The 22,337-nt window shown below is 59.2% G+C and carries 20 protein-coding genes; 11 read left to right on the top strand and 9 right to left on the bottom strand.

What is annotated here, in order from left to right:
- Positions 1-248 precede the first annotated feature (248 nt).
- The 4 genes from MUN80_RS05030 to MUN80_RS05015 form a co-directional block, all read right to left on the bottom strand.
- Positions 249-1,877, bottom strand: coding sequence for an MFS transporter (locus tag MUN80_RS05030; protein ID WP_244720430.1), 1,629 nt, complete (start codon positions 1,875-1,877; stop codon positions 249-251).
- 118 nt (positions 1,878-1,995) lie between these two features.
- Complete coding sequence (locus MUN80_RS05025) at positions 1,996-3,840, bottom strand: alpha-amylase family glycosyl hydrolase (protein WP_244720427.1); 1,845 nt, start codon at positions 3,838-3,840, stop codon at positions 1,996-1,998.
- A 121-nt stretch (positions 3,841-3,961) separates the two neighbouring features.
- The gene (locus MUN80_RS05020) at positions 3,962-4,669 is read right to left on the bottom strand and encodes an SDR family oxidoreductase (RefSeq protein ID WP_244720424.1); all 708 of its coding nucleotides are present in this window, start codon (positions 4,667-4,669) and stop codon (positions 3,962-3,964) included.
- A gap of 88 nt (positions 4,670-4,757) precedes the next feature.
- Positions 4,758-6,659: a glycoside hydrolase family 13 protein gene (locus tag MUN80_RS05015; RefSeq protein WP_244720421.1), complete on the bottom strand. Its 1,902-nt coding sequence runs from the start codon at positions 6,657-6,659 to the stop codon at positions 4,758-4,760.
- Positions 6,660-7,056: 397 nt separating this feature from the next.
- Here MUN80_RS05015 and glgP point away from each other — a divergent pair, with 397 nt between their 5' ends.
- The 4 genes from glgP to MUN80_RS04995 all read left to right on the top strand — a co-directional run bounded on the left by glgP (position 7,057) and on the right by MUN80_RS04995 (position 11,524).
- Positions 7,057-8,706, top strand: a complete 1,650-nt coding sequence (gene glgP, locus MUN80_RS05010; RefSeq protein ID WP_244720419.1) for an alpha-glucan family phosphorylase — start codon at positions 7,057-7,059, stop codon at positions 8,704-8,706.
- A 121-nt stretch (positions 8,707-8,827) separates the two neighbouring features.
- On the top strand, positions 8,828-9,886 hold the full coding sequence (locus MUN80_RS05005) for an alpha/beta hydrolase (RefSeq protein WP_244720417.1): 1,059 nt from the start codon (positions 8,828-8,830) through the stop codon (positions 9,884-9,886).
- Positions 9,887-10,269: 383 nt separating this feature from the next.
- Positions 10,270-10,941, top strand: coding sequence for a guanitoxin biosynthesis heme-dependent pre-guanitoxin N-hydroxylase GntA (gene gntA, locus MUN80_RS05000; RefSeq protein WP_262922036.1), 672 nt, complete (start codon positions 10,270-10,272; stop codon positions 10,939-10,941).
- Entirely contained in the window at positions 10,931-11,524 is a 594-nt protein-coding gene (locus MUN80_RS04995; RefSeq protein ID WP_244720411.1) for a DUF1989 domain-containing protein, read from the top strand. The genes gntA and MUN80_RS04995 overlap by 11 nt, the downstream gene beginning before the upstream one ends.
- 74 nt (positions 11,525-11,598) lie before the next feature.
- On the opposite strand, the gene MUN80_RS04990 is transcribed toward MUN80_RS04995, so the two are convergent.
- On the bottom strand, positions 11,599-12,285 hold the full coding sequence (locus MUN80_RS04990; protein WP_244720408.1) for an arylesterase: 687 nt from the start codon (positions 12,283-12,285) through the stop codon (positions 11,599-11,601).
- A 179-nt stretch (positions 12,286-12,464) separates the two neighbouring features.
- Here MUN80_RS04990 and MUN80_RS04985 point away from each other — a divergent pair, with 179 nt between their 5' ends.
- The 7 genes from MUN80_RS04985 (at position 12,465) to MUN80_RS04955 (ending at position 17,900) form a co-directional block, all read left to right on the top strand.
- Positions 12,465-13,592, top strand: a complete 1,128-nt coding sequence (locus tag MUN80_RS04985; RefSeq protein ID WP_244720405.1) for a phage tail-like protein — start codon at positions 12,465-12,467, stop codon at positions 13,590-13,592.
- A gap of 43 nt (positions 13,593-13,635) precedes the next feature.
- Positions 13,636-14,271, top strand: a complete 636-nt coding sequence (locus MUN80_RS04980) for a phage tail protein (RefSeq protein ID WP_244720403.1) — start codon at positions 13,636-13,638, stop codon at positions 14,269-14,271.
- Positions 14,272-14,283: 12 nt separating this feature from the next.
- Complete coding sequence (locus MUN80_RS04975; protein ID WP_311136269.1) at positions 14,284-14,979, top strand: phage tail protein; 696 nt, start codon at positions 14,284-14,286, stop codon at positions 14,977-14,979.
- 2 nt (positions 14,980-14,981) lie between these two features.
- Positions 14,982-15,659: a phage tail protein gene (locus MUN80_RS04970; protein ID WP_311136268.1), complete on the top strand. Its 678-nt coding sequence runs from the start codon at positions 14,982-14,984 to the stop codon at positions 15,657-15,659.
- A gap of 19 nt (positions 15,660-15,678) precedes the next feature.
- On the top strand, positions 15,679-17,202 hold the full coding sequence (locus MUN80_RS04965) for a T9SS type A sorting domain-containing protein (RefSeq protein WP_244720400.1): 1,524 nt from the start codon (positions 15,679-15,681) through the stop codon (positions 17,200-17,202).
- Positions 17,203-17,326: 124 nt separating this feature from the next.
- Positions 17,327-17,644 carry a thioredoxin family protein gene (locus MUN80_RS04960; RefSeq protein ID WP_244676698.1) on the top strand — a complete coding sequence of 106 codons (318 nt, stop codon included), beginning with the start codon at positions 17,327-17,329 and terminating at the stop codon, positions 17,642-17,644.
- 13 nt (positions 17,645-17,657) lie between these two features.
- Positions 17,658-17,900, top strand: coding sequence for a DUF6952 family protein (locus tag MUN80_RS04955; protein WP_244676697.1), 243 nt, complete (start codon positions 17,658-17,660; stop codon positions 17,898-17,900).
- A gap of 74 nt (positions 17,901-17,974) precedes the next feature.
- On the opposite strand, the gene MUN80_RS04950 is transcribed toward MUN80_RS04955, so the two are convergent.
- The 4 genes from MUN80_RS04950 to MUN80_RS04935 all read right to left on the bottom strand — a co-directional run bounded on the left by MUN80_RS04950 (position 17,975) and on the right by MUN80_RS04935 (position 22,297).
- Complete coding sequence (locus MUN80_RS04950; protein WP_244720397.1) at positions 17,975-18,589, bottom strand: TetR/AcrR family transcriptional regulator; 615 nt, start codon at positions 18,587-18,589, stop codon at positions 17,975-17,977.
- A gap of 30 nt (positions 18,590-18,619) precedes the next feature.
- Positions 18,620-19,309, bottom strand: a complete 690-nt coding sequence (locus MUN80_RS04945) for a carotenoid biosynthesis protein (RefSeq protein WP_244720394.1) — start codon at positions 19,307-19,309, stop codon at positions 18,620-18,622.
- A 109-nt stretch (positions 19,310-19,418) separates the two neighbouring features.
- A complete protein-coding gene (gene crtD, locus MUN80_RS04940; protein ID WP_244720391.1) occupies positions 19,419-20,915 on the bottom strand; it encodes a 1-hydroxycarotenoid 3,4-desaturase CrtD in 1,497 nt (498 codons plus the stop codon).
- Positions 20,916-21,109: 194 nt separating this feature from the next.
- Positions 21,110-22,297: a class I SAM-dependent rRNA methyltransferase gene (locus MUN80_RS04935; protein WP_244720389.1), complete on the bottom strand. Its 1,188-nt coding sequence runs from the start codon at positions 22,295-22,297 to the stop codon at positions 21,110-21,112.
- Positions 22,298-22,337: the final 40 nt, after the last annotated feature.

The raw sequence follows: 22,337 nt of genomic DNA, 5'->3' as shown, positions 1-22,337 counted from the left end.
GCTTACGGGGCCTTGAGTCGGCAGGGCCCGCACAGATAGAACGAAGTAGATACGGTGTGCCGCCGGGTCTGCGTTGCCGGGAAAAGTGCTGAATCGAGTTGGGTAACTACGTAGTTGAGCTCGTTGCTCGTTGTGTATGGTTTGGCGTCTGTCATCCTGAGCAGGGCTAAGAACACACAACGGGCAACTAAAAAGCCTCTCCTATTTCCAGAAGAGGCTTTGTCGTACCTAGTAATGAAAGAAGCGGCTTATGTGCGGGGCACAGTGGCGGTAGGCGTGTCGTAGCCCGGCGAGTTTTCCACATGGACGCTGGGGTGCACGTCGTCGTTGTCTTTGACCCAGAGCGTAAACACCCCGGCCACAATCATCGAGACGCCGCCCAGGGCAATGGTATTCAGTGTGTTGCCTTGGAATAAGTGCATGGTGGCCCAGCCCAGGATAGTGGCCGCTACAATCTGGGGAATCACGATAAAGAAGTTGAATACGCCCATGTAGTAGCCCATCCGGTTAGCTGGCAACGAGCCGGCCAGGATGGCGTAGGGCATGCTCAGAATGCTGGCCCAGGCCACGCCCACCATGGCCATCGACACCATAATCAGGTTGGGGTTGTCGATAAATTTCAGCGAGAGCAAACCCAGGCCCCCGATGAGCAGACACAGCATGTGGGTGCGGCGGCGGCTGGTACGGGCCGCAATGAGCGGGATGATGAAGGCGAAGATGGCCGCCACACCGTTGCGCACCGATGAAGCCAGGCTCAGCCAGTCGGCCCCGTCGTTGTATTGCTTTTGCACCCGCTTCAGCTCGGCCTGGTCGGCTTCGCTAGGCTGGGCGTGGCTCACGTAGTAGTTGGCCAGGTTGATGGTAAGAATCTTGTCGGTTTGGCTGGCCTGAAACTGGTCTATTTCCTTGAGGTCAGCTTGCAGGGCACCCAGCTCTTTCTTCGACTTGTCGTCGGTGGCCCGGGCGGCTTCGGCACCGATGAAGCTGCTGATGCGGCCGTAGAGGGCACTATCCACCTTCATGTCGTAGATGTTGCTGGTCACGGCGTTGGTGGAATAAATCCACATCGAGAACAAGGCAAACCAGGTGAAAAACTGCACGATGGCCAGTTGGCGCATGGCCGTGGGCATGTGGAAAATGCCCATAAACGACTCCTTGATGCCATCCAGAATGCCCACTTGCGCGTTTTCCCGCCGGAACTCTTCCATATCGGCCGGCGGAGTTTCGGTGGAGGTAAACACGGTGTACATCACGGCCAAGATGAAGGCCACGCCGCCGGCGTAGAAGGCCCACTTCACCGACGGTGGAATCTCGCCGCTGGGAGCGGTATTGCTTAAATGAAACCAGTTATTGAATATCCAGGGCAGGGCCGCGGCAATGACCGAGCCCACCCCGATAAAGAAGCTCTGCATGGCAAACCCGCTGGTGCGCTGCTCACTGGGCAGCTTATCCCCTACGAAAGCCCGGAAGGGTTCCATGCTGATGTTGATGCTGGCGTCCAGAATCCAGAGCATGCCGCCGGCCATCCATAGCGCCGAGGAGTTGGGCATCAGAAACAGCGCCAGGGTGGCCAGCACTGCCCCAATGGCAAAGTACGGGCGGCGCCGGCCCCAGAACGGGTGCCAGGTCCGGTCGGAGAAGTAGCCGATGATGGGCTGCACGAGCAGGCCGGTGAGGGGGGCCGCAATCCAGAGAATCGGAATGTCGTCCTTGTTGGCGCCTAGCGTTTCGAAGATGCGGCTCACGTTGGAGTTTTGCAGCTCGAAGCCGAACTGAATGCCCAGAAAGCCGAAGCTCATGTTCCAGATCTGCCAGAAGCTCAGGCGGGGTTTGGGGCGGGTGTCCGTACCGGACGAGGCCGCGACGCTGGTTGCCATGTATGGGGGAATTTTAGGAGGTTAGTGCTTATGCCCGGAGTTGAGTGCCTGATGCTTGGTTGGTGGTGTCTGGAAACTAAATCCTAAACACCAGGCACCAGGCACTCAACCCCACGCTTTACTGCTTCGGCTTGATTTCGAAAACGTAGGCGCTCAGCGGAGTTAGCGTGAGAGTCAGGTTTTCGGTGGCCGGGGCGTTGTTGAGCAGGTCGGTGTAGGTATAGAACTTGGTTGGGTCGAGGCCCATGGCCTGCATGGCCGACTTGGGAATCTCGATTTTGGGCGTCAGGGTCACGTCCTTGCTGAAGTTGGCGATGATGAGCAGCTTCTGCTTGTCGGTGTAGCGCAGGTAGCTGTACACGCGGCGCTGGTCGTAGTTCTTGCCCAGGTTGTTGGCGTCCTGGAGCTCGTAGAACCGGCCCCGGCGGATGGCGTCGCTGGTGCTGGTCAGGTTGAGCAGGCGGGAGTAGAAGTCACGCAGCTGCTTTTGTACCCCATCGAGCTTGCCGCCGTCAAACTTGCCGCCATTCATCCACTTCTGGTGCTCAGGCACCCCCCAATAGTCGAAAATGGTGGTGCGGCCATCAGCGCCGCTAAAGCCTTCCGAGCCGTTGGCGGGCTCCCCTACTTCCTGCCCGAAGTACACCATCACCGGACCCGAGCCCAACGTGGCCGAAACCGTCATGGCCGGAATAGCGGTGCGCGGGTCGCCGGCAAACTCCTTGGAGGCAATGCGCTGTTCGTCGTGGTTTTCCAAAAAGCGCAGCATGCGGGAGCCAAAGCCCCGGCTTTCCTCGCTCCACACCTTGGTAATATCCTCGGTATTGCCGCCGCCAGTCATCAGGCGGCGCAGGCCGTCGTAGAGGCCTACCTTATCGTAGAGGTAGTCGAACTTGCCCTTCTCCAGGTAGTTGCGGTACTCCTTGGGGTTGTAAGCTTCGCCCATGAAGATGATGCCGGGCTTCACCTTTTTCACTTCGGGAATCACCCAGGCCCAGAACTCGATGGGCACCATTTCGGCCATGTCGCAGCGGAAGCCATCCACGTCTTTCTGGGCCCAATACACTAGGATGTCGCGCATCTTGAGCCAAGTGTCGGGCATGGGCTCGAAGTAGGTTTTGCGGCCGTTCTGGTAATCTACCCCGTAGTTGAGTTTCACCGTTTCGTACCAGTCGTCCACCTTGGGCGCTTCCGAAAACACGTCGTTGCCGCTGGCCTTGGCGGGCGTTTCCGTGAACTTGCCGTCTTCCTTAGGGCCCAAAGCAGCGCCCAGCGGGTTGCCGGCTTTGGGTACGATTAAGCTTTTGCCGGGCAGGTAGTAGAAGTTGTTGTTGGGGGCAAAGGCCTTGGTCAAATCGTCCTTCTCGCCCAAATCCACCACGCCCGCGGGCTTGGCATTCGACTTATAGCTGCGGGCTACGTGGTTGGGAATGAAGTCGATAATAACTTTCAGGCCGTTGGCGTGGGTACGCTTCACCAGGGCCTCAAACTCCTGCTTGCGGGTTTTCACGTCCACGGCCAGGTCGGGGGCAATGTCGTAGTAGTCCTTGATGGCGTAGGGCGAGCCGGCCCGGCCCTTCACCACATCGGCATCATCGGGGCCGGGGCCGCCAGCCTTGCTGAAGTCGCTCATCGTGGCGTGTTCCAGTACCCCGGTGTACCAGACGTGGCTCACGCCCATCTTTTTAATGGCCTGCAGGGCCAGGTCGTTGATGTCGTTGAACTTGCCCACGCCGTTTTCGGCGTTGGTGCCGTAGGGCTTATTCAGGGTGGTCTTGTTGCCAAACAGCCGGGTCATCACCTGGTAAATCACCAGCTTATGGTCCTGGGGCACCTCGTCGGTGGTGTTCGGGTCGGCAAAAGTCGTAGGCTCGGACACGGAAGAAATTGAACTCGGAAGTGGAACAGCGAAAGAAGCCAAAGCCAAACTGGCGGCCACGGCGGGTACTAGCAGTTTTTTCATAGTACGGGGGAAGATAGGCAAACAGTGAGATGGTGAGATAGTGAAAAGGTGAGTTTATCGTTCGATTAGCGCGGAACTGCGCCTATCGAACATCGACTCACCATCTCACCACCTCACTATTTCACCACTCCTGCGTCAGCGGGTGAATCATGAGCTCATCGATGACGACATGGGGTGGGGCTTCGAGGATGTAGCGCACGGCCTGGGCAATGTCGGCGGGCTTAAGGTGGGTTTTCTCCGAGTCGGGGCTGCCGGGCTTGGATTCGTTGAAGTAGGTATCAACCAGGCCCGGATAGATTGTGCTGACCTTGATGCCGTGAGGCCGCACTTCCTTCCGCAAGGAGCCGAGCAGAGCATCCTGGGCAAACTTGCTGGCCCCGTACACCGTGCCGTGCTCGAAGGTGCGCCGGGCCACGTCGGAGGTGATGCCCACGATGTGGCCGGCCTTGCGGTCCTTGAAGTGGGGCACCAGGAACTTGCAGAACAGGAAGGTGCCCTTCACGTTCACGTCGAATATCCGGTCCCACTCATCGGCAGCGTTGTTTTCCAGGAGATTAAACGAGCCCACCCCAGCATTGCAGACCAGAATATCAACCTTGCCGTAGTGGCGGATGGCTTCGTCGACTACGTTCTGTACATCGGCTTCGTCGGAAACGTCGGCGGGAATGGCCAGGCCGTTGGTTTTGTGGGTTAGCTCCTCCAGCTCTTCCGTCGAGCGGGCTACGGATACCACGTTGGCGCCCTGCATGGCCAGCAGCAGGGACACGGCCCGCCCGATGCCCCGCGAGGCTCCGGTAACAATGGCGACTTTATCGGTGAGGTCGTTCATAAGTGACAGAGCTAGAGGGTGCTGATGAAGTTTAGAAAGTATAGTCTACAAAATTGGACGCGGAAAAGCGGCAACGTGTTCCGTCTTTCTACTTTTTCAACTCCACGACCCAGGCCGTGCGCCCCGGTATCCGGGCCAACTTCAGATCAGAAAGCGTAGCGCCCGAGGTTACTTCCGTGCCCGACGAAAACCCGTTGAGACGCTCGGCAAACCGGCTCAACTCCACAGCCTTCTCGTCTTTGTTGGAGTTCATCAGCACCATCACTGTGCCCGCGTCGGAGTGACGGAAGTAAGTGTAGATGCCGTCTTGGGGGATAAACTGGGTGAGCTTGCCCGAGTGCAGGGCCGGGTGGGTTTTGCGGTAGTTGGCCAGCTTACTCACGTAGGTAAAGGCCTCGCCGGCCTGCCCGGTGCGGCCCGCGGCGGTGAAGTAGTTCTTTTTGTCGCCGGGCCAGCCGCCGGGAAAGTCCTCGCGCACCAGCCCGTCGGGGTTGCTGAAGTTTTTCATCAGCACCTCGGTGCCGTAGTAGAGCTGCGGGATGCCGCGCGTAGTCAGCAGCCAGGCCAAGCCCATCTTGTACTTGGCAAAGTCTTCGCCCACAACCGAGTAGAAGCGGCTCAAGTCGTGGTTGTCCAGGAACACCACGTTGCGCATCGGGTCCTCGTACATCCAGTCGCCCTGTAGGGCGTAGTAGAGCTTGGCAATACCGTCGGTCCAGCCTGCGTCCTTGGTCAGGGCCTCGTTGATGGCGTAATAGCTCTGGAAGTCAGTCACACCGGGCAGGTTCGACTTAAATCCGTTGACGGGCGGCAGGATGTTGCGGGCGAAGAAGGCCTGCTGCCCGTTGCCCTGCACCCAGGTTTCGCCGAACATGCCCAGCTGGGGAAACTCATTGAGCACGGCCTCGCCCCACTGCATCAGGAAGTTGCGGTCTGAGTACGGGTAGGTGTCGATGCGGTAGCCGTCCAGGCCGGTGTATTCTACCCACCAGATAAAGTTTTGGATGACATAAGTAGCCACCAGCGGATTGCTCTGGTTCAAGTCGGGCATGGTCGTGTCAAACCAGCCTTCCCCGTAGAGCTTGCGGTCCGCGTCCGAAGCGTAGGGGTCGTTGAAGGCCGCGTCGCGGAAGTTGCTGCGCGTAAAGCTCGGCCACTGGTGAAACCAGTCGGCGGCGGGCTGCTCCAAAAACAGGTAGTTCTTGCTGCCCATGTGGTTGAGCACCACGTCGTGAATCACCTTCAGCCCGCTTTGGTGGGCCCGCTGCACGAAGCGCACGTAGTCTTCGTTGGAGCCGTAGCGCCGGTCTACGGCGTAGTAATCCGTCAGGGCGTAGCCGTGGTAGCTGGCTTTGGGCATGTCGTTTTCCACCACCGGCGTGGGCCAGATGGCCGTGACGCCCAGCTCCTTGAGGTAGTCGAAGTGCTGCTCCACGCCTTTCAGGTCGCCGCCGTGCCGGGCGTACATCGAGTCGCGGGCAATGCGGCTTACGCGGGTGCCTTTTACCACGTCGTTTTTCGGGTCGCCGTTGGCAAAGCGGTCCGGCATGAGCAGGTACACAAAGTCGGCGCTGGTTACACCCTGCACCTTGGTTTTGTCGCCGGGTGTGGTGCGTTGCCGCAGCTCATAGCTGTACTTCACCTTTTTGGCGCCCTGAAACTCCAGGTTCAGCTTGCCGGGCTTAGCGTCGGGTGCAATGGTCAGGTTGACAATCAGGTAGTCGGGATTTTCCAGCTTCTGGGTACCGTCCAGGGTCACGCCGGGGTAACTCAAAGTCACCGTGCTGCTCCCGATACCCGCGCCGTGCACGAGCAGCTGAAGCTTGGGGTTTTTCATGCCCACCCACCAGAAGGTGGGGTCGATGCGGCTGATGGCGGCTGTGGTGGGGGCGGCAACGATTGCGGCCGAAGCAACGGCGGCCGTGGCGGCTTGGGGAGAAGCTACCAGCAGAGCCCCGGCGAGCAGGGGCAGAAAGGCGGGGAATTTCATGGACGAAATCAGGTCAGCGGAAAAGAGAAGCAGCAAGGTACCTGTAGCAGCCGGGGCATGCAATATGAAGCTGATTAGAAAGTCCTAAAACGGCCTTTGAAAGCTATTTTGGCCGAAAAAAGCCCGGATTTTACTGGCTTGCATCGGCTTTTTGTTGCGTGATTTATTCATTTCCCAGCTGATGATAATGCCTGCGAAAGGCCGAGCCCAGAATTTCATTTAGGCAAGTCGGGTCGGCTCAACTGTCGAATCGATGAAAAAGAAGGCGGAATGCAAACGTTTGCTCTGAGGCTCACGCCGTTCGGGCTTTTTTTAAGTCCGGATTTGTGCTGACCTTGGCGGCTTGGAGGGCTGCTGCGCGCTGTCTTCCTCTTCACTTCTTCCCTCCCCACTGTTCATGTCCTTCCAGTTCCAACCATACGCGCCCGCCGCTGAATTCTCCACTCAGGCCGCGTACTTCTCCATGGAGTTTGCCCTCGACCAGGCGCTGAAAACCTACTCGGGTGGCCTGGGCTTTCTGGCCGGCTCCCACATGCGCTCGGCCTACGAGCTCAAGCAAAACCTCATCGGCATCGGCATGCTCTGGAGCTACGGCTACTACGACCAGGGCCGTAACGAGGATCAGACCATGCGGGCCGACTTCCGCCTCAAGTCCTACTCCTTCCTCGAAGACACCGGCCTGGTGTTCCCCATCACTATTCACGGGGCTGAAGTGAAAGTGAAGGCCCTGTACCTGGCTCCCGACACGTTCGGCACGGCCCCGATGTTCTTTTTGACCACCGACATTCCCGAAAACGACTACATCTCCCGCACCATCACCCACTACCTCTACGACGCCGACACGGCCGCCCGCGTAGCGCAGTCCATGGTGCTGGGCATCGGCGGCGGCAAGCTGCTCGATTTGCTGGGCGTGAAGATGGACACCTACCACCTCAACGAGGGCCACGGCCTGCCGCTGGCGTTTTACCTCTACGAAAAGCACGGTCGCAGTCTGGAGGAAGTCCAGAAGCGCCTGGTCTTCACGACCCACACCCCCGAGCTGGCCGGCAACGAGGAGCACCCCATGCAGCTGCTCACCGACATGACCTTCTTCGGTACCGTGCCCGCCGACGAAATCCGCCGGGTGGCTCGGGTGGAAAATGAGACCCTGAACTACACCCTCACGGCCCTGCGCTTCTCGCGCAAAGCCAACGCCGTATCAAAAGTACACGGGCAGGTAGCCAATGAAATGTGGGGTCACTACGAAGGTATCTGCCCCATTATCCCGATTACCAACGCCCAGAACGGCACCTACTGGCGCGACGCTGAGCTGCACGCCGCCCTCGAAGCCAACGACGACCAGGCCCTGCTGGCCCGGAAGCGGGAGCTGAAAAAGCAGCTGTTTGCCTTCGTGGCCGACCAGACCGGCACCCTGCTCGACCCCAACGTGCTGACCGTGGTGTGGGCCCGGCGCTTTGCCGGCTACAAGCGCGCCAACCTGATTCTGCACCACTTCGAGCGGTTTGCCCAGATGGTGAGCCGTCAGGACCGCCCCGTGCAGGTTATCTGGGCCGGCAAGCCCTACCCCAAGGACTACGGCGCCATCGGCATGTTCAACGACATCATCCAGAAGACCAAGCAGTTTAAGAACTGCGCTGTGCTGACCGGCTACGAACTGGGCCTCTCTAAGTTGCTCAAGACGGGCTCCGACATCTGGCTGAATACGCCCCGCTTCCCCCGCGAGGCCTCCGGCACCAGCGGCATGACGGCTGCCATGAATGCCAGCCTGAGCCTGAGCATTCCCGACGGTTGGATTCCGGAGTTCGTGCGTCACGGCGAAAACGGCTTCCTGCTGCCCCTGGCCAACCTCAACGAGCCCGACAACGTGAAGGACGACGTGGAAGCCCGCGGCGTGCTCGACGTGCTGGAAAATGAAATCCTGCCGCTCTACTACGACGAGCCCGCTAAGTACCTGGAAATTGCCAAAACTGCTATGCGCGAAGTCGAGCCCGAGTTCGAGTCGCATCGCATGGCTACCGAATACTACCGGGAAATGTATCAGGCCTAGTGCCGCCCGGCTAGCGCCTGAGAAGCCCGGTTTCTGCGGAAGCCGGGCTTTTTGGTGTTTACCTGAATACTGCCTGGCAGCCAAAGCGGCTCCCGGCGCCATTCGTTACCTTGCCCGCCGCATGAAACACCTGCTTTTCCTTTTGCTGCTGCTCGGCTACTACCCTCTGCTGGCCCAGCCCGCCGTTCCGGTCGGGCGCACCGTCGTTACTTACCTCGATTCGAAGCTGCTGGCCCGCAACCCAGGCGGTGAAAACCCAAGGCGGCGCGTGAGCGTGTACCTGCCACCGGGCTATGATGCCAACCCGCAACGCCGCTACCCAGTACTCTACTACCTGCACGGCTACGGCTGGAGCGACAGTCTGGTATTTAACCAGGACGGCCTTCCCGCCTTGCTCGACCAGGCCATTGCGGCTGGCCAGATTCGTCCCCTGATTGTGGTAACGCCCAACGAAAAGACGCGGTTCGGTGGCAGCATGTATACTAATTCGGCTACCAACGGCCCTTGGGCCGACTTCACCGCCCAGGAACTGATCCGCTTTATCGATGGGCAGTTTCGCACCCTGGCCCGGCCGGGCAGCCGCGGCCTAGCGGGTCACTCGATGGGCGGCAACGGCACCCTACGCCTAAGTATGCTGTATCCCGACACCTGGGCTGCCGCTTACGCCCTTAGTCCGGCCTTTGTGGGGCCAAACCCCGAATACATGGCCAATGCGGCAGGCTTGCGGGCTGTCCTGCGCGCACCCAACCAAGACGCTTTGGCCGGGCATTTTCAGGGCCAGATAACCGTCGCGCTGGCCCGGGCCTTTTCCGCCGAGCCAAAGGCCAAACCATTCGGCGCGGCTCTGCCTAACTCCCTCGGCCCCGACAGCTTAATGCGGCGCGATGCCGTGCTACCGCGCTGGATAGCTGCTACGCCCACGTATCTGTTGCCGGCCCATACCGCCGGGCTGCGGCAGTTGCGTGCCCTGGCTTTCGACTGGGGCGGGCAGGATGAATTTCGCCATATTCCACCTACGTGTCGTTCCTTCAGTACCTTACTTAGCACTTTTGGCATCCGACACTCGGCCCAGGAGTACGAGGGCACGCATGGCAGTGGCATCATGGGCCGAAACGGACGTATCTACCAGCACCTACTGCCCTTTTTCAACCAGCATCTGGATTTTGCTCCCCAGCAGTAGCTGAAATTTCCCAAAACTGCCCTGCTCAAAGTCGAGCCTGCGTGCAAGCTGCACCACATGGCTACCGAGTGCTCCCAGGAAATGTACAACGCTTGAGCTTACTGTATCTGAAGCAGAACAGTAGTTGGCAATCGGAGGGCGATTCGGCAATTAACTAGGGCCGCCTTTCCACTTTTTTAGCAACGCCAAAGCCGAGCTTTCAACCGGCTGATTTATGGTTTAGTCTAGCCGTACAGCAAGTTCAACCGTAAAAACTGTTGAGCCTACGCCAAACGTCAGGATTTGTTTAACAATTATATTAGTAAACTTCAACAGAAAACCAGTCGTATTCAAGGGTAGGAATAGACCTATTCCACTCCTGATTGCAAAGTAATCTGTTGGATATGACTGATGAAGAACAAAATATAGTTACAAGGGAATATCTTGATTTTATACAAAACCGAGACTTTCCTTGCGTGGCCGCCAAGACGGCCCTAACCTGGAACCAGATCCAGACCTTGGTCGTGGACCACATGGCCTGCCCGAAAGATGACGCGGCTATTCTGCAGTTTCTTTACGACTTCGTGGATACGTACCGGCAGGCTGATAAACTCTACCACAGCGCGGCTATCATCTTCAAAGGCCCCGAGCACCCAACCGAGGCTCAGTTTGATGAGTTTTTGTGGCAGCGCCTGCAGGCCGTGTCCAACATGGATGCCCAGCGCTACGGCTACGACAAGCGCGTGGTGGCCGACCCTAATTCGCCCGATTTCAGCTACAGTCTCAAGGAAGAAGCCTTTTTCGTGATTGGGCTGCATCCGGGCAGCAGCCGGCCGGCCCGGCAGTTTAAATACCCCACGCTGGTGTTCAACGCCCACGACCAATTCGAGCGAATCCGGAATGAAGGCCGCTACAACAAGCTGCGCGACACCATCCGGACCCGCGACATAGCCTATTCGGGCTCCATCAACCCCATGCTGGAAGACTTTGGTCAGTCGTCGGAAGTATACCAATACAGCGGAAAGGCGTATGACGAAGCCTGGAAATGCCCATTCTTAAGCCAACATGCCCGATAACCTCACCATCATTCCGCCCCGGAGCGGCGTCTCGTTTCTGCTCAAAAAAGGTCAGCGCCTCAAGGTCGTTGATATAGAAGGCGAGCAGGTGTCCGATTTTGTGTGCTATAACCTCGAAGACAAAGGCGAGGTCATATCCTCCGGCCGCACCATCGACTACGCCGAGACCATTCTGCTGACTAAAGGCCACCCGCTGTATTCCAACCGCAGCAACATCATGTGCGAGATTGTGGAAGACACCGTCGGGCGGCACGACTTTTTGCTTACGCCCTGCAGCGCCGATACCTTCCGCATCATCTACGGGCACACCCAGCCCCACCGCGGCTGTTTCGGAAACCTGTGCGCGGCCTTGGAAGAGTACGGCATCAGCCCCGACGCTATTCCTATCAGCTTCAACATCTTCATGCATGTGACGGTGAATGGCGAAACCGGTAAGGTGGACGTGCTGCCGCCCAAAAGCAAAGCCGGCGACTACGTGGTGCTGGAAGCCAAGATGGACTTGCTGGTGGGCCTGACTGCCTGCTCGGCAGAAATGTCGAACAACTACGCTTTCAAACCAATTGGTTATCAGATTGAAGGCTAAGTAACTATAAGGCCGGGCCGCTTTTCGCAGCCCGGCCCAGTACTGGACGACCAGGTTTAAGCTACTCTGTTGGCTTAGGGCTGGTCGTTTAGCATGGGGCCCAGGGTGGCCCATACGTTGTTGGCCAGAATCTTTTGCCCCGCCGCGTTGGGGTGCACACCATCGGGTAAATTCAGGTGGCGCTGGCCCAACACTCCTTGCAGCAGAAAGGGCACGAAGGGCACACTGTTTTTCTCGGCCAGGGTGCGAAACAGGGCCTTAAACTCGGCCGCGTAACGCCCGTATTGATGGCCGCCCAGCACACTGAGGTCAAAGGGAAACTCCAGGCCTACTAGTACAATCCGAGCCTTGGGATACTTGAGTTTCACCTGGTCAATGATGCTTTGTAGGTTTTGGGTGGTTTCGCGCACAGGAATGCCTCGCAGCCCGTCGTTGGCCCCCAGCTCTAGCACGAATACATCTACCGGCTGCCGGGCCAGCACGCTGGCAATACGCTGCCGGCCACCGGCCGTGGTTTCGCCGCTTACGCCGTAGTTAAGGGCTTTATACGGGAGTTTGATTGAGTCGAGACGTTCCTGAATCAGGGAAGGGAAGGCCTCACTGGCCCGCAGCTGGTAGCCAGCTGTAAGGCTATTGCCAAAGAAAATGATGTTCTGCATACGAGGAGGAGCCACAGGGGCGCGGCGCTGAGCGGGAGAAGAATCGGCCGGTCCGCAGGCCAGAAGCAGCAGGCTCAGGCATAGAAACAACAGCTGGCGCATAGGACAAGCAAATACGGGATGGAATAACCACCGCTATACGTTCGAGTCTAGGACCAAGGTTGCTAATGCCGGGTTGGGTTGGGGTAATAAGCTCAACCTTAGTGCCTATATTTTACCCTATATTCCCTAGCTTTGACACACTATCTAGCACACGTGTGCGAAGTCCCTTTCTGGTGAGTATGAGCAAAAATTTACGGTTTCGATTGGTGGCCGCGGCAGCGCTGGTAACTGGTTCAATTTCAGCCTATGCCCAGACCGGTAGCGTCGGTATTGGGATAGCAGTGCCCAATTCGTCGGCCGTGCTGGAGGTAGCCTCTGGTACCACCACGCCCAAGGGCTTTTTGCCCCCGCGCCTAAGCCAAGCCGACCGGGACAAGATTGCCAGTCCCGCCGAAGGCTTGGTGGTGTATCAAACCGACAACACGCCGGGCATTTACGTGCGCACGGGCACTAGCTGGGTGCGTATGGTGGCCGATAACATGGGTGACCATACCGCTACCCAAAACTTGAACCTGAACGGCAAGCTGCTCACCGGCTCGGCGGCCGCCACGGCGGGTCTGGCTGTTGATGGCAGCGGCAACGTGAGCGTGCCCGGCAATACGGGCGTTGGCGTCACGGCCGGCAACAAGCTCGACGTAGCTACTGCCACCCGCACCAATACTCACCCCACTGCCCGGCCCCTGTACGTGACCGGCGCCCTGACTACCACGAGTGGTGCGGAGTTTCGCACCTCGGACGCTACTCAGGGCGTGGGTATCGGCTCCAACTCGTTGTATGCCGCTGGCTCCAGCACCAACCAGGATTTAATTCTGCAGCCTAAGGGCACCGGCACCGTGGGCGTGGGCGGCGCTCCTACTACGGCTTCGGCGGCCCTGGAAGTAAACGGCACCCGCAAAGGCCTGCTTCCTCCGCGCCTGACCAAGGCCGACCGGGACCTCATCAGCAGCCCGGTGGTGGGGCTGCTCATCATCCAGACCGATAATACGCCCGGTTTGTACCAGTACACCGCCACGGGCTGGTCTACGGTGGGCGCGGGCAATTACAGCGTTGAAAGCAACTCGGTGAGCAATGCCCCCACTGCCGCCGTTACCGTGAATCCGGCCGTGACCAACATTGTCTACAATAACAATGGTGCCAGCAACGGCGTCGTGACGCTGGGAACGGGGACGGAAGGCCAGCGCCTAGTTATCGTTAACAACGACAACGAGTACCTGCAAGTGGTATCAAGCAGCGGCACGGGCAACATCCTGTCGAAGTACGCGGCCCGCTATATCTACACCAATGGCGCCTGGCGTCGGGAGTCGTAGCCGGTCGTTGCTTCCGTATTTCTCTTCGAGTTCTGCTACGTTCATGGCCGACTTTTCTGCTTCCGCGTCTGGCTCTGCGGCCGGGCGCCGCTCCTTGCTTCAACGCTTCCAACGCTGGCTCCTGCCCGGCGCTGCTCAGCCCCGGCAGCTAGTATCCATGCGCCCAAATGGCAACCCGCCCTACATCGGCGAAATTGCCATTTTCGCCGGCAACTTCGCCCCGGTAGGCTGGGAGTTCTGCCGCGGGCAGCTACTGCTGATTTCCGAAAATGATACTCTTTTTCAGCTGATTGGCACTACCTACGGCGGCGATGGGGAATCCACCTTCGCCCTACCCGACCTCCAGGGGCGGGTGGCGCTGCATCAGGGTGCTGGTTACGTAATGGCGGAAATGGCTGGGGTCGAATCGGTGACGCTCACGACGCAGCAGATTCCCTCGCACACGCACACGTTGGGGGCCAGTTCGGCGCCCGGCACCTGGGCCTCTCCTAGCGGAGCCGTACCGGCCGACAGCGGCTCGGGCTCGGCCCAGTACACCCAAGCTACCACCAATCTGGTGACCCAGCCTGCCCAACTGCTGGGTGTGTACGGTGGCAGCCAGCCCCACGAGAACAGGCAGCCCTACGTGGTCATCAACTACATCATTTCGCTGTACGGCGTTTTTCCTTCCCCAACCTAAGCCTTGCCTACCATGTCTTCCATAAATGATTCGCCGGCCGGCGGCTCTTCCCGCCGAAGCTGGTTCAAAAAGCTGGGTGCGGTACTGGGCGGTGGCGTGCTGCTGGGTAAAATCCAAGCCGCCACGGCCGGCTCGCTGAACGTGGCCGCGCCCCAGGGATTGGATTCTTTTCTGTCGGAAATCATGCTGGTTTCCTTCAATTTTGCCCCCAAAGGCTGGGCTCTGTGCAATGGCCAGTTGCTGCCCATCAACCAGAACCAGGCCTTATTCGCCCTGCTAGGTACGCAGTTCGGCGGCGACGGCCGAACTACCTTCGCCCTGCCCGACCTGCGGGGCCGGGTAATTGTCCAAAGCGGTAACGGCCGGATCGTCGGTGAAAGGGGCGGCGAGGCGGCCCATGTGCTGCTGGCTACTGAGATTCCGCCACACGTGCACGGCCTCAAAGCCAGCACTGCCACCGGTACCACCAACCTTTCGGGTACCGCGGGCCCTACGGTGCACAACTACCTGGCCGATAATGGCGGAGGAGCACCCCAGTACGGTGTTACGATAAATACCCAACTCGCCAACTCGCCCGCCGCTGGTGGCAGCCCCGCCGTCAACGTGTCGAGTGCCGTCGGGGGCGGGCAGGCACACAATAACATGCAGCCTTTCATTACCCTCAATTATGTCATTTGCCTGCAAGGTATTTTCCCCAGCCCCAACTAGCCGTGCCGACCGTATCTACTGCTGCTCCCTCTCCTAGCCAGCCGGCCCGCCGGAGCTTGCTCAAGCGGTTATTGGGCGTAGTGGCCGGGAGCTTCCTGGCCGAGCCTCTGCAAGCCTTGCTGGGCCGCGCCACCCCCGCCGCCGCCGGTACCCTCTCGGGGGGCTACGATGTATTTCTGGCCGAAATCATTACGCTGCCGTTCGACAACTTCGTGCCCAAAGGCTACGCGCGCTGCGACGGGCAGCTTCTGCCAATTTCCCAGAACACGGCTTTGTTTGCCTTGCTGGGTACCACCTACGGAGGGGATGGTAAATCGACCTTTGCCCTGCCCAACTTCAATGGTTGCGTGGCCGTGGGAGCTGGCCAGGGGCCGGGGTTGAGCAACTACGAGCTGGGCCAGACCGGGGGCAGCGCTACCGTGGCCCTGCTGGATACCGAGCTGCCCGCCCACCAGCACACCGTGGCCCTGACCTACAGCACTGAACTGGGGACGTTAGGTTCGCCCGAAAACGCGTACTTAGCCAGCAACGGCTCCGGTGAGCCCCAGTACGCAGCCACCGACACCGGCTATATGGCCAGCCGGGCCACGGGCACGGCCGCGCCGCACAACAACATGCAGCCCTATCTGACTCTTGTCTACTGTATTGCCGTGCAGGGTATTTTCCCACAGCGCTCGTAAACGGCTTTTCTTTCTTGCTATGAAACATTCTTTACCTCTTGGGTCTCTGTTCCTGCTAACGGCCTTGCCAAGCCTGGGCCAAGGGCTGTCCAACCAGGGCGCTGTCATCTCTATTCAGTCGGGGGCACAGGTGTCGGTCGTGGGTGACGTGACTGTGAGCGGCACCGGAACCGTCGACAACGCCGGTACGCTGAGCTTAACCGGCAACTGGACCAACAACACCAGCGGAGGCGTACTGACGCCCGCTACCGGCACCGTGAAGCTGAACGGCACGGCCACCCAGCAGATTGGGGGTAGCGCAGCCACTACCTTTCACACCCTAGATGTAAGCGAGGCTGCTGGCCCAGTGCAGCTTGGCTCTGATATTTCGGTGGGCAACAGCAGTGGCCTGCTCACCCTGGGGGCCACTCAGGTGCAGCTTAACTCTAAAGTCCTGACGCTTAACAACGGCGCTGCCTCCGCTCTGACGCGCACCACTGGTACGCTGGTCAGCGAATCGGCTGCCTCAGCGGGTTATGGTCGGCTGGTATGGGTTATTGGCTCTAACACGGGCACTTACACCGTTCCCATGAGCAGCGGTAGTACCGGTGTGCCCATGGTGGTCAACATCACGGCCGGGGGTAACAGCACGGGTAGCCTGTCGTTTGCCACTTACCCCACCGGCCCCGATAACCTGCCCCTACCCACTGGGGTAAGTTCCTTGCGCGGCAACCCGAACTACGCCATCGACCGGTACTGGATAGTACAGCCCAACAACTACACGCTGGCGCCAACCTCAACGCTGACCTTCGGTTACCTGACTTCAGAATTTAGTACGGCGCCCAATACCATTACGGAGAGCCGCCTGCGCCTGCAGCGCTGGAATGGTTTAACCTGGGAAAGCCCGCAGGGTACTGTGGATGCAACCAACAACACGCTGACCACGGACCTGCAGAATACGTATGGCGTCTTTGTCGGTTCCGACCAGAACAACCCGCTGCCGGTGGAACTACGCGAATTCACGGCCCAGGCCCGGAATGCTGATGCCCTGCTAAGCTGGGCCACAGCCTCCGAACTGAACAATGAGGGCTTCTTTGTGGAAGTCAGCGTGGACAGCAAGACCTTTCAGCGCGTGGGCTTTGTGGCCGGCAAGGGTACTACCAGCACCGCCCAGCAGTACCGCTTCACCGACCTGGGCGCAGCTGGCCGCGGCACCTTGCAGTACTACCGCCTGCGCCAGCACGATACGGCCGGAGGCACCGATACCTACTCGCCGGTGCGCGCCGTCAGCTTTGGCCAAGCCAAGCTGGCCAGCAGCCTGAGCGCCTTCCCCAATCCTACTGACCGGGCCTACACCGTGCACCTGACGGCCGCTAAGGCCCAAACCGTGCAGCTGACCATGTACGATGCCCTGGGCCGGGTGGTAAGCCAGCGGCCAGTAACGTTGCAGGCCGGCGAAAACCAGCTGCCCACTACCTTCGATGCCAGTCAGCCCGTGGGTGTGTACCTGCTCACGGCTATCATCGATGGGCAGGTGCTGCGGGCCCGTTTGGTGCGGGAGTAAGAAAAGAGTAGTGGAAATTAATGGCCGAATAAACCTTTTTACAACTTTCGTGCTTTAGCTTTGCAGCCAGATAAGAATCGTTCTTATCTGGCTGCTTCTTGTTTACTCAACTTCCTTCAGCATAATGTCCGTTACGAAAGCAACTGATTCCGACTTCCAGCAACTGCTCGAAACCAATGAGAAAGTAGTCGTGAAGTACTACGCCGACTGGTGTGGCAACTGCCGCCTGTTCTCGCCCAAGTTCAAGCGCATGGCCCAGGCCGAGCAAAACCAGAACATCAAGTTCGTGGACGTGAATGCCGAAACCAGCCCGGCGGCCCGCAAGCTGGCCAACGTAACTACGCTGCCTTTCTTTGCCATTTTCAAGGACGGCGAGTTGGTCGACACTGTATCGGCTAGCAAGGAAGAAGCCGTAGCCGATTTGATTAACCGCCTGAACTAAGGCCGCCCCCGCCATGAAAATACCCGTAATCAAGCGCCTGGTGGAGTCGCAGACCCTGCAGAGCCTGGTGGCCGCCGAAGAAGCCCTGCTCGAAGAGCAGCAACCCGCTTTCGAGGTGGAAGGTGAAGACGAAGGCGAGAAGCTGACCCACGTGTTTGCCGCCATCTTTATCCTGAACCACATGCAGGACAACGGCTCGGAGTTCAAAGACGCCCTGCGCGAATACACCAAGAAGGTGCGCGTGTCCATCAGCTAAGTAGCTGCCGCATAACTGAAAAGAGGAGCCCCGCGGGGCTCCTCTTTTTGTTTCTGATTGGGCTGGGTGTTAGCCTACATGCGGGCAAAGTAGCTGGAGGCAGCTTTCAGGCCTTCCTCGGTGCACAGGCCCCGCACGTAGTAGAGGTACACGCTACGGAATACCTCGGCTGTATCGTAGCGGCTAGGCGGGAAAATCTGCTCGTTGAGCACCATGTAAAGTTGCTCGATGATGATTTTAGTAACCAAAGCAATGTTGATGTCGCCACGCATGCTCTTGTGCAGAATGGCTTCGTTGAGCAGGCCTTGAATCTGGGGCATGGAGTATTCGGCCAGATGTTGCTGACCTAACTCCCAGGCCTGGGGGAAATCCTGAATCAGGTCGGAGAAGTACTGAGGCGACTTCACTTTGCGCAGGTCCCGGATGCCCATTTCCAGCAAGCTCAGCAGGCGGGCCACGGCATTATCGACGCGCTTAAACAGCTCGGCGTGCTCCCGCTTCTGACGGTCAATATCGTGCTGGGTTACTTGCAGAACCAGGTCTTCCTTGTCCTGGAACATTTCCCGGAACGTGGCCGGCGAAATATCCAGGGCCTGCATGATCTGCTCCAGCGACAAACTGGAGATGCCACGGGTTTGAAACAGCTGGATGGCTTCTTCCAGTAAAGTATTGCGTAAGGTTGGGTTCATAGCGGGCCGTCGGAGTAGAACTCACGAAAGTTAGCGAATAAACCAGCCAAGCCCGAAGAAAAACAGTAATTGGAGCAGGTATACGAAGGGAACCAACGGGTTACGCTTTTCAAAATCGGTGCGGTTGAAGTACACCTGCAGGATCAGGGACACGGCAAACCAGCCTTTGAAGTTCTGGAGCGGAATCACGTCGTAGGCCCAGGCCCAGAAGTCATACTGCACGGCCACGGGCTCCAGGCAGATATCCATGCCCACCAGGAGCAGTGCCGCCGCCACGGCCCGCAGGAAGCCGCCCACGGGCAAGTAACGGGCCAGAACGCCGGCCATATAGGTTAGCATCAGCCAGTTGAGGCCAATGAGCAGGGGCACGTTCAGCCACTTAGGGCCCAGCGTGGCTCCGTAAGAGTACTGGCCAAACAGCTTACCGGTTTCGATGCCGACTACTTCCACAAAGAAGCCCACGGCCATAGTCGTGATGCAGAAGCCAATAAAGGCAAAGCCCCGGTCGCGCTGGAAGGCAAAGAGCAGCACAGCCGTCAGCAGCAGGTTCAGGGGCACAAACTGCAGGTAAAACGCCGGGTCCTTGGAAAACGCCAGCCCCAGAAAGCCCGTGACGTGAAACAGCAGCAGAATGCCCTGGGCCACGCGCAGGCGGCGCTGACTCGTATCGGGTGCTACCGGCGGCGCAGGCAGGTGTTGAGTTGATTCGGAAGCAGACACTTAGAAGGAATTAATACTTAGTGATTAATAAGAAAGGATGGCCACTCCGTACGGATTGGGTATTGCTGATGAGCGGCCACCTCAATTATCAATTACTAATTGCTCATTACTACTTGATTAAATCGGCTACAATCTTGGCCGAGAGCAGGCTCAGCGGAATCCCGCCGCCCGGATGCACGCTGCCGCCGCAAAAGTACAGCCCGTGCAGCTTCCCCGAAAAGTTGGGGTGACGTAAGAAAGCGGCCAGCGGGTTGTTTGAACTGCTGCCGTACAGGGCCCCGCCAAAGGAGGAAGTCCGCTGCTCGATGCCGCGCGGGTCCCAGACCTGCTCGGCCCGCAACAAGGGCTCCAGCTCCACGCCCAGGGTCCGGCCCACTTTGTCCAGTACGGCGCGCCGGGTCTTTTGGATCAGCGCGTCCCAATCCTGCCCCTGGTTGTGAGGCACATTCACCATCACAAACCAGTTCTCGTGGCCAGCTGGGGCATCGGTAGTCGTTTTCTTAGCGGTGATGTTCACGTACACCGTCGGGTCGTCCGTCACGGTTTTCTCCTCGAATATGGCTTGGAACTCCCGGCGGTAATCCTGGCTGAAGAAAATGTTGTGCAAATCCAGCTCGGGGAAGCTACGGGCCACGCCCCAGTAGAAAATCAGGGCCGACGACGAGCGGGGCTGACCCAGAGTCCGCTCGGGGGCGGGCTGCGTGGGCAGCAGGCGGCGGTAGGTCGGCACCACGTCCATGTTGCTGACGACCACGCCGAAGTCGTAGATATCCTGCGCGGTGCGCACCCCCGTTACCTGACTGCCGGCCGTCAGAATTTCTTCCACCGGCTCGTTGTAGCGAAATTCTACACCCAGCTCCTCGGCCAGCTCCACCAAGCTGCGGGCAATGCTGTGAATGCCGCCCTCGGGGTAAAACGCCCCGATGCCGTGTTCCAGGTGCGGAATCAAGCTTAGCGTAGCCGGGGCCTGGTAGGGGTCGGAGCCATTGTAGGTGGCAAACCGGTCGAAAAGCTGCACTAGGCGCGGGTCGGTGAAGGCCTTGGCGTGGCGCTGGTGCATGGTGCCGGTAAGGCCCAGGCTGGGCAACGCCGCCAGGGCACCGAGCACATCTTTGCTCAGGTAAGTCTGGGCCTTGTGTAGTGACTTGTGCAGAAATGTGCTTTCGGTGGCCTGGTAGGCCTGGCTGCTGCGTTGCAGAAATTTGGTTACGCCGGCGGCCGGCACGTCTAGCTTGGCCTCAACTTCCTGGGCAAACTTTTCCTCATCGGCCCAGGCTGTAAGGCGGGTGCCGTCGGCGAAAAAGTACTGGGTAATCGGGTCGAGCCGCTCGTAGCGGAAGTGGTCCTGGGGGGTGCGGCCGGCCAATTGGAACAGCTCGTCGACCAGGGCCGGCAGGGTAAACAGGGAAGGACCGGCGTCGAACCGGTAGCCGCCGGGCAGGTCAAACTGGTACATCTTGCCCCCAAACGTGTCCTGAGCTTCGAACACCGTTACGGCGTGGCCCTTCAAGGCCAGACGCAGGGCGGCGGCAATACCGGCAATACCGGCCCCAATGACGGCTACGGCGGGTTTGAGGGAGCTGCTGGTCTTGGATTTACGCGCCAAAGCGGGAAGTTAAGAGTAAGGCAAGGAAACGGTGAGTTTACGCCGGACGGTGGTAACATCCAACGCAAAGACCCGCGGCTGATATACGGGACTGTCCATACCTTTCACAAACTGCCCGTCAAATTGTTCGAGCTGCACCACCCGAAACCGGGGCGCGAGTATCAGCAACTCGGCTACGAACCAACTCCTACGCTTTACTCCACGGCCAGCACCAGCCCTTTCAGGTACTCGCCTTCGGGGTGGAAGAGGCTCACGGGGTGGTCGGCGGGCTGGGTGAGGCGGTGCAGGATGCGGGCCGGGCGACCGGCCTCGATGGCCGCAGCCAGCACGGCGCCCTCAAAGAGCTCAGCCGACACCACCTGGGAGCAGCTGAAAGTGAAGAGCAGACCGCCAGGGGCAATCTGCTTGATGCCGGCCACATTCAGACGCTTGTAGCCCATCAGCGCGTTGTGGCGGGCCGAAAGGTGCTTGGCAAAAGCCGGCGGGTCGAGCACGATAAGGTCGTACTGGTTGTGGCGGTCCTTGAGGAAGCTGAACACGTCCTGGGCGTAGGCTTCATGCTTGCTTTCCAGGCCGGTCAGGGCGGCATTGCGCTCGGTCAGCTCAATGGCTTTTTTGGAGCTGTCCACGGAGTGCACCAACTCGGCTCCGGCCTGCAGGGCGTAGGAGCTAAAGCCACCGGTGTAGCAGAACGTGTTCAGCACGCGGCGGCCGGGGGCGTAGCGGGCCAGCAGGCTGCGGTTGTCGCGCTGGTCGATGAAGAAGCCGGTTTTCTGGCCCGTTTCCCAGTCTACGGCAAACGGGTGGCCGTTTTCGTGCACAATGTGCTCCTGTCCGTTGCTTTCCCCAAGCAGGTAACCGTTCTGGGCCCCGGGGGCAGCTTTGGCGGGCACGGTTTCGGCGCTCTTGTCGTAAATGGCCCGTAAGCCCGGAATAACGGCTTGCAAGGCGGCGGCAATCAGCGGCCGGGCCTTGTACATGCCCGCGCTGTGGGCCTGCACCACAGCCACGTCGCCGTACACGTCGATGATGAGGCCGGGCAGTCCGTCGCCCTCGGCGTGGGCCAGGCGGTATACGTTAGTATCGCCCTGACCGGTGAGTTGCAGACCTTTGCGCAGCTCGTAGGCGTTGCGGATACGGCTTTCCCAGAACGTGGCGTCGGGCAGTTGGGCCTCGGTGCCGAAGTCGAGCATACGCACGGCAATGGAGCCGGGAGCATAGTGACCCATGCCCAGCACTTCGCCATTCGAAGCCTGCACCATCACCACTTCGCCTTCCAAAACTTCGCCTTGCATCCGGCCGATGGCGCCCGAAAACACCCACGGATGACGGCGGCGCAGGGATTGGTCTTTACCAGGTTTGAGCGTGACAATGGCAGTCATAACGAAGAAGCTAAGTGACGATACGAATTACAAAAGTACG

It is taken from the genome of Hymenobacter cellulosivorans, from assembly GCF_022919135.1.
GTDB lineage: Bacteria > Bacteroidota > Bacteroidia > Cytophagales > Hymenobacteraceae > Hymenobacter > Hymenobacter cellulosivorans.
This window is presented reverse-complemented; position numbering and strand designations above follow the sequence as displayed.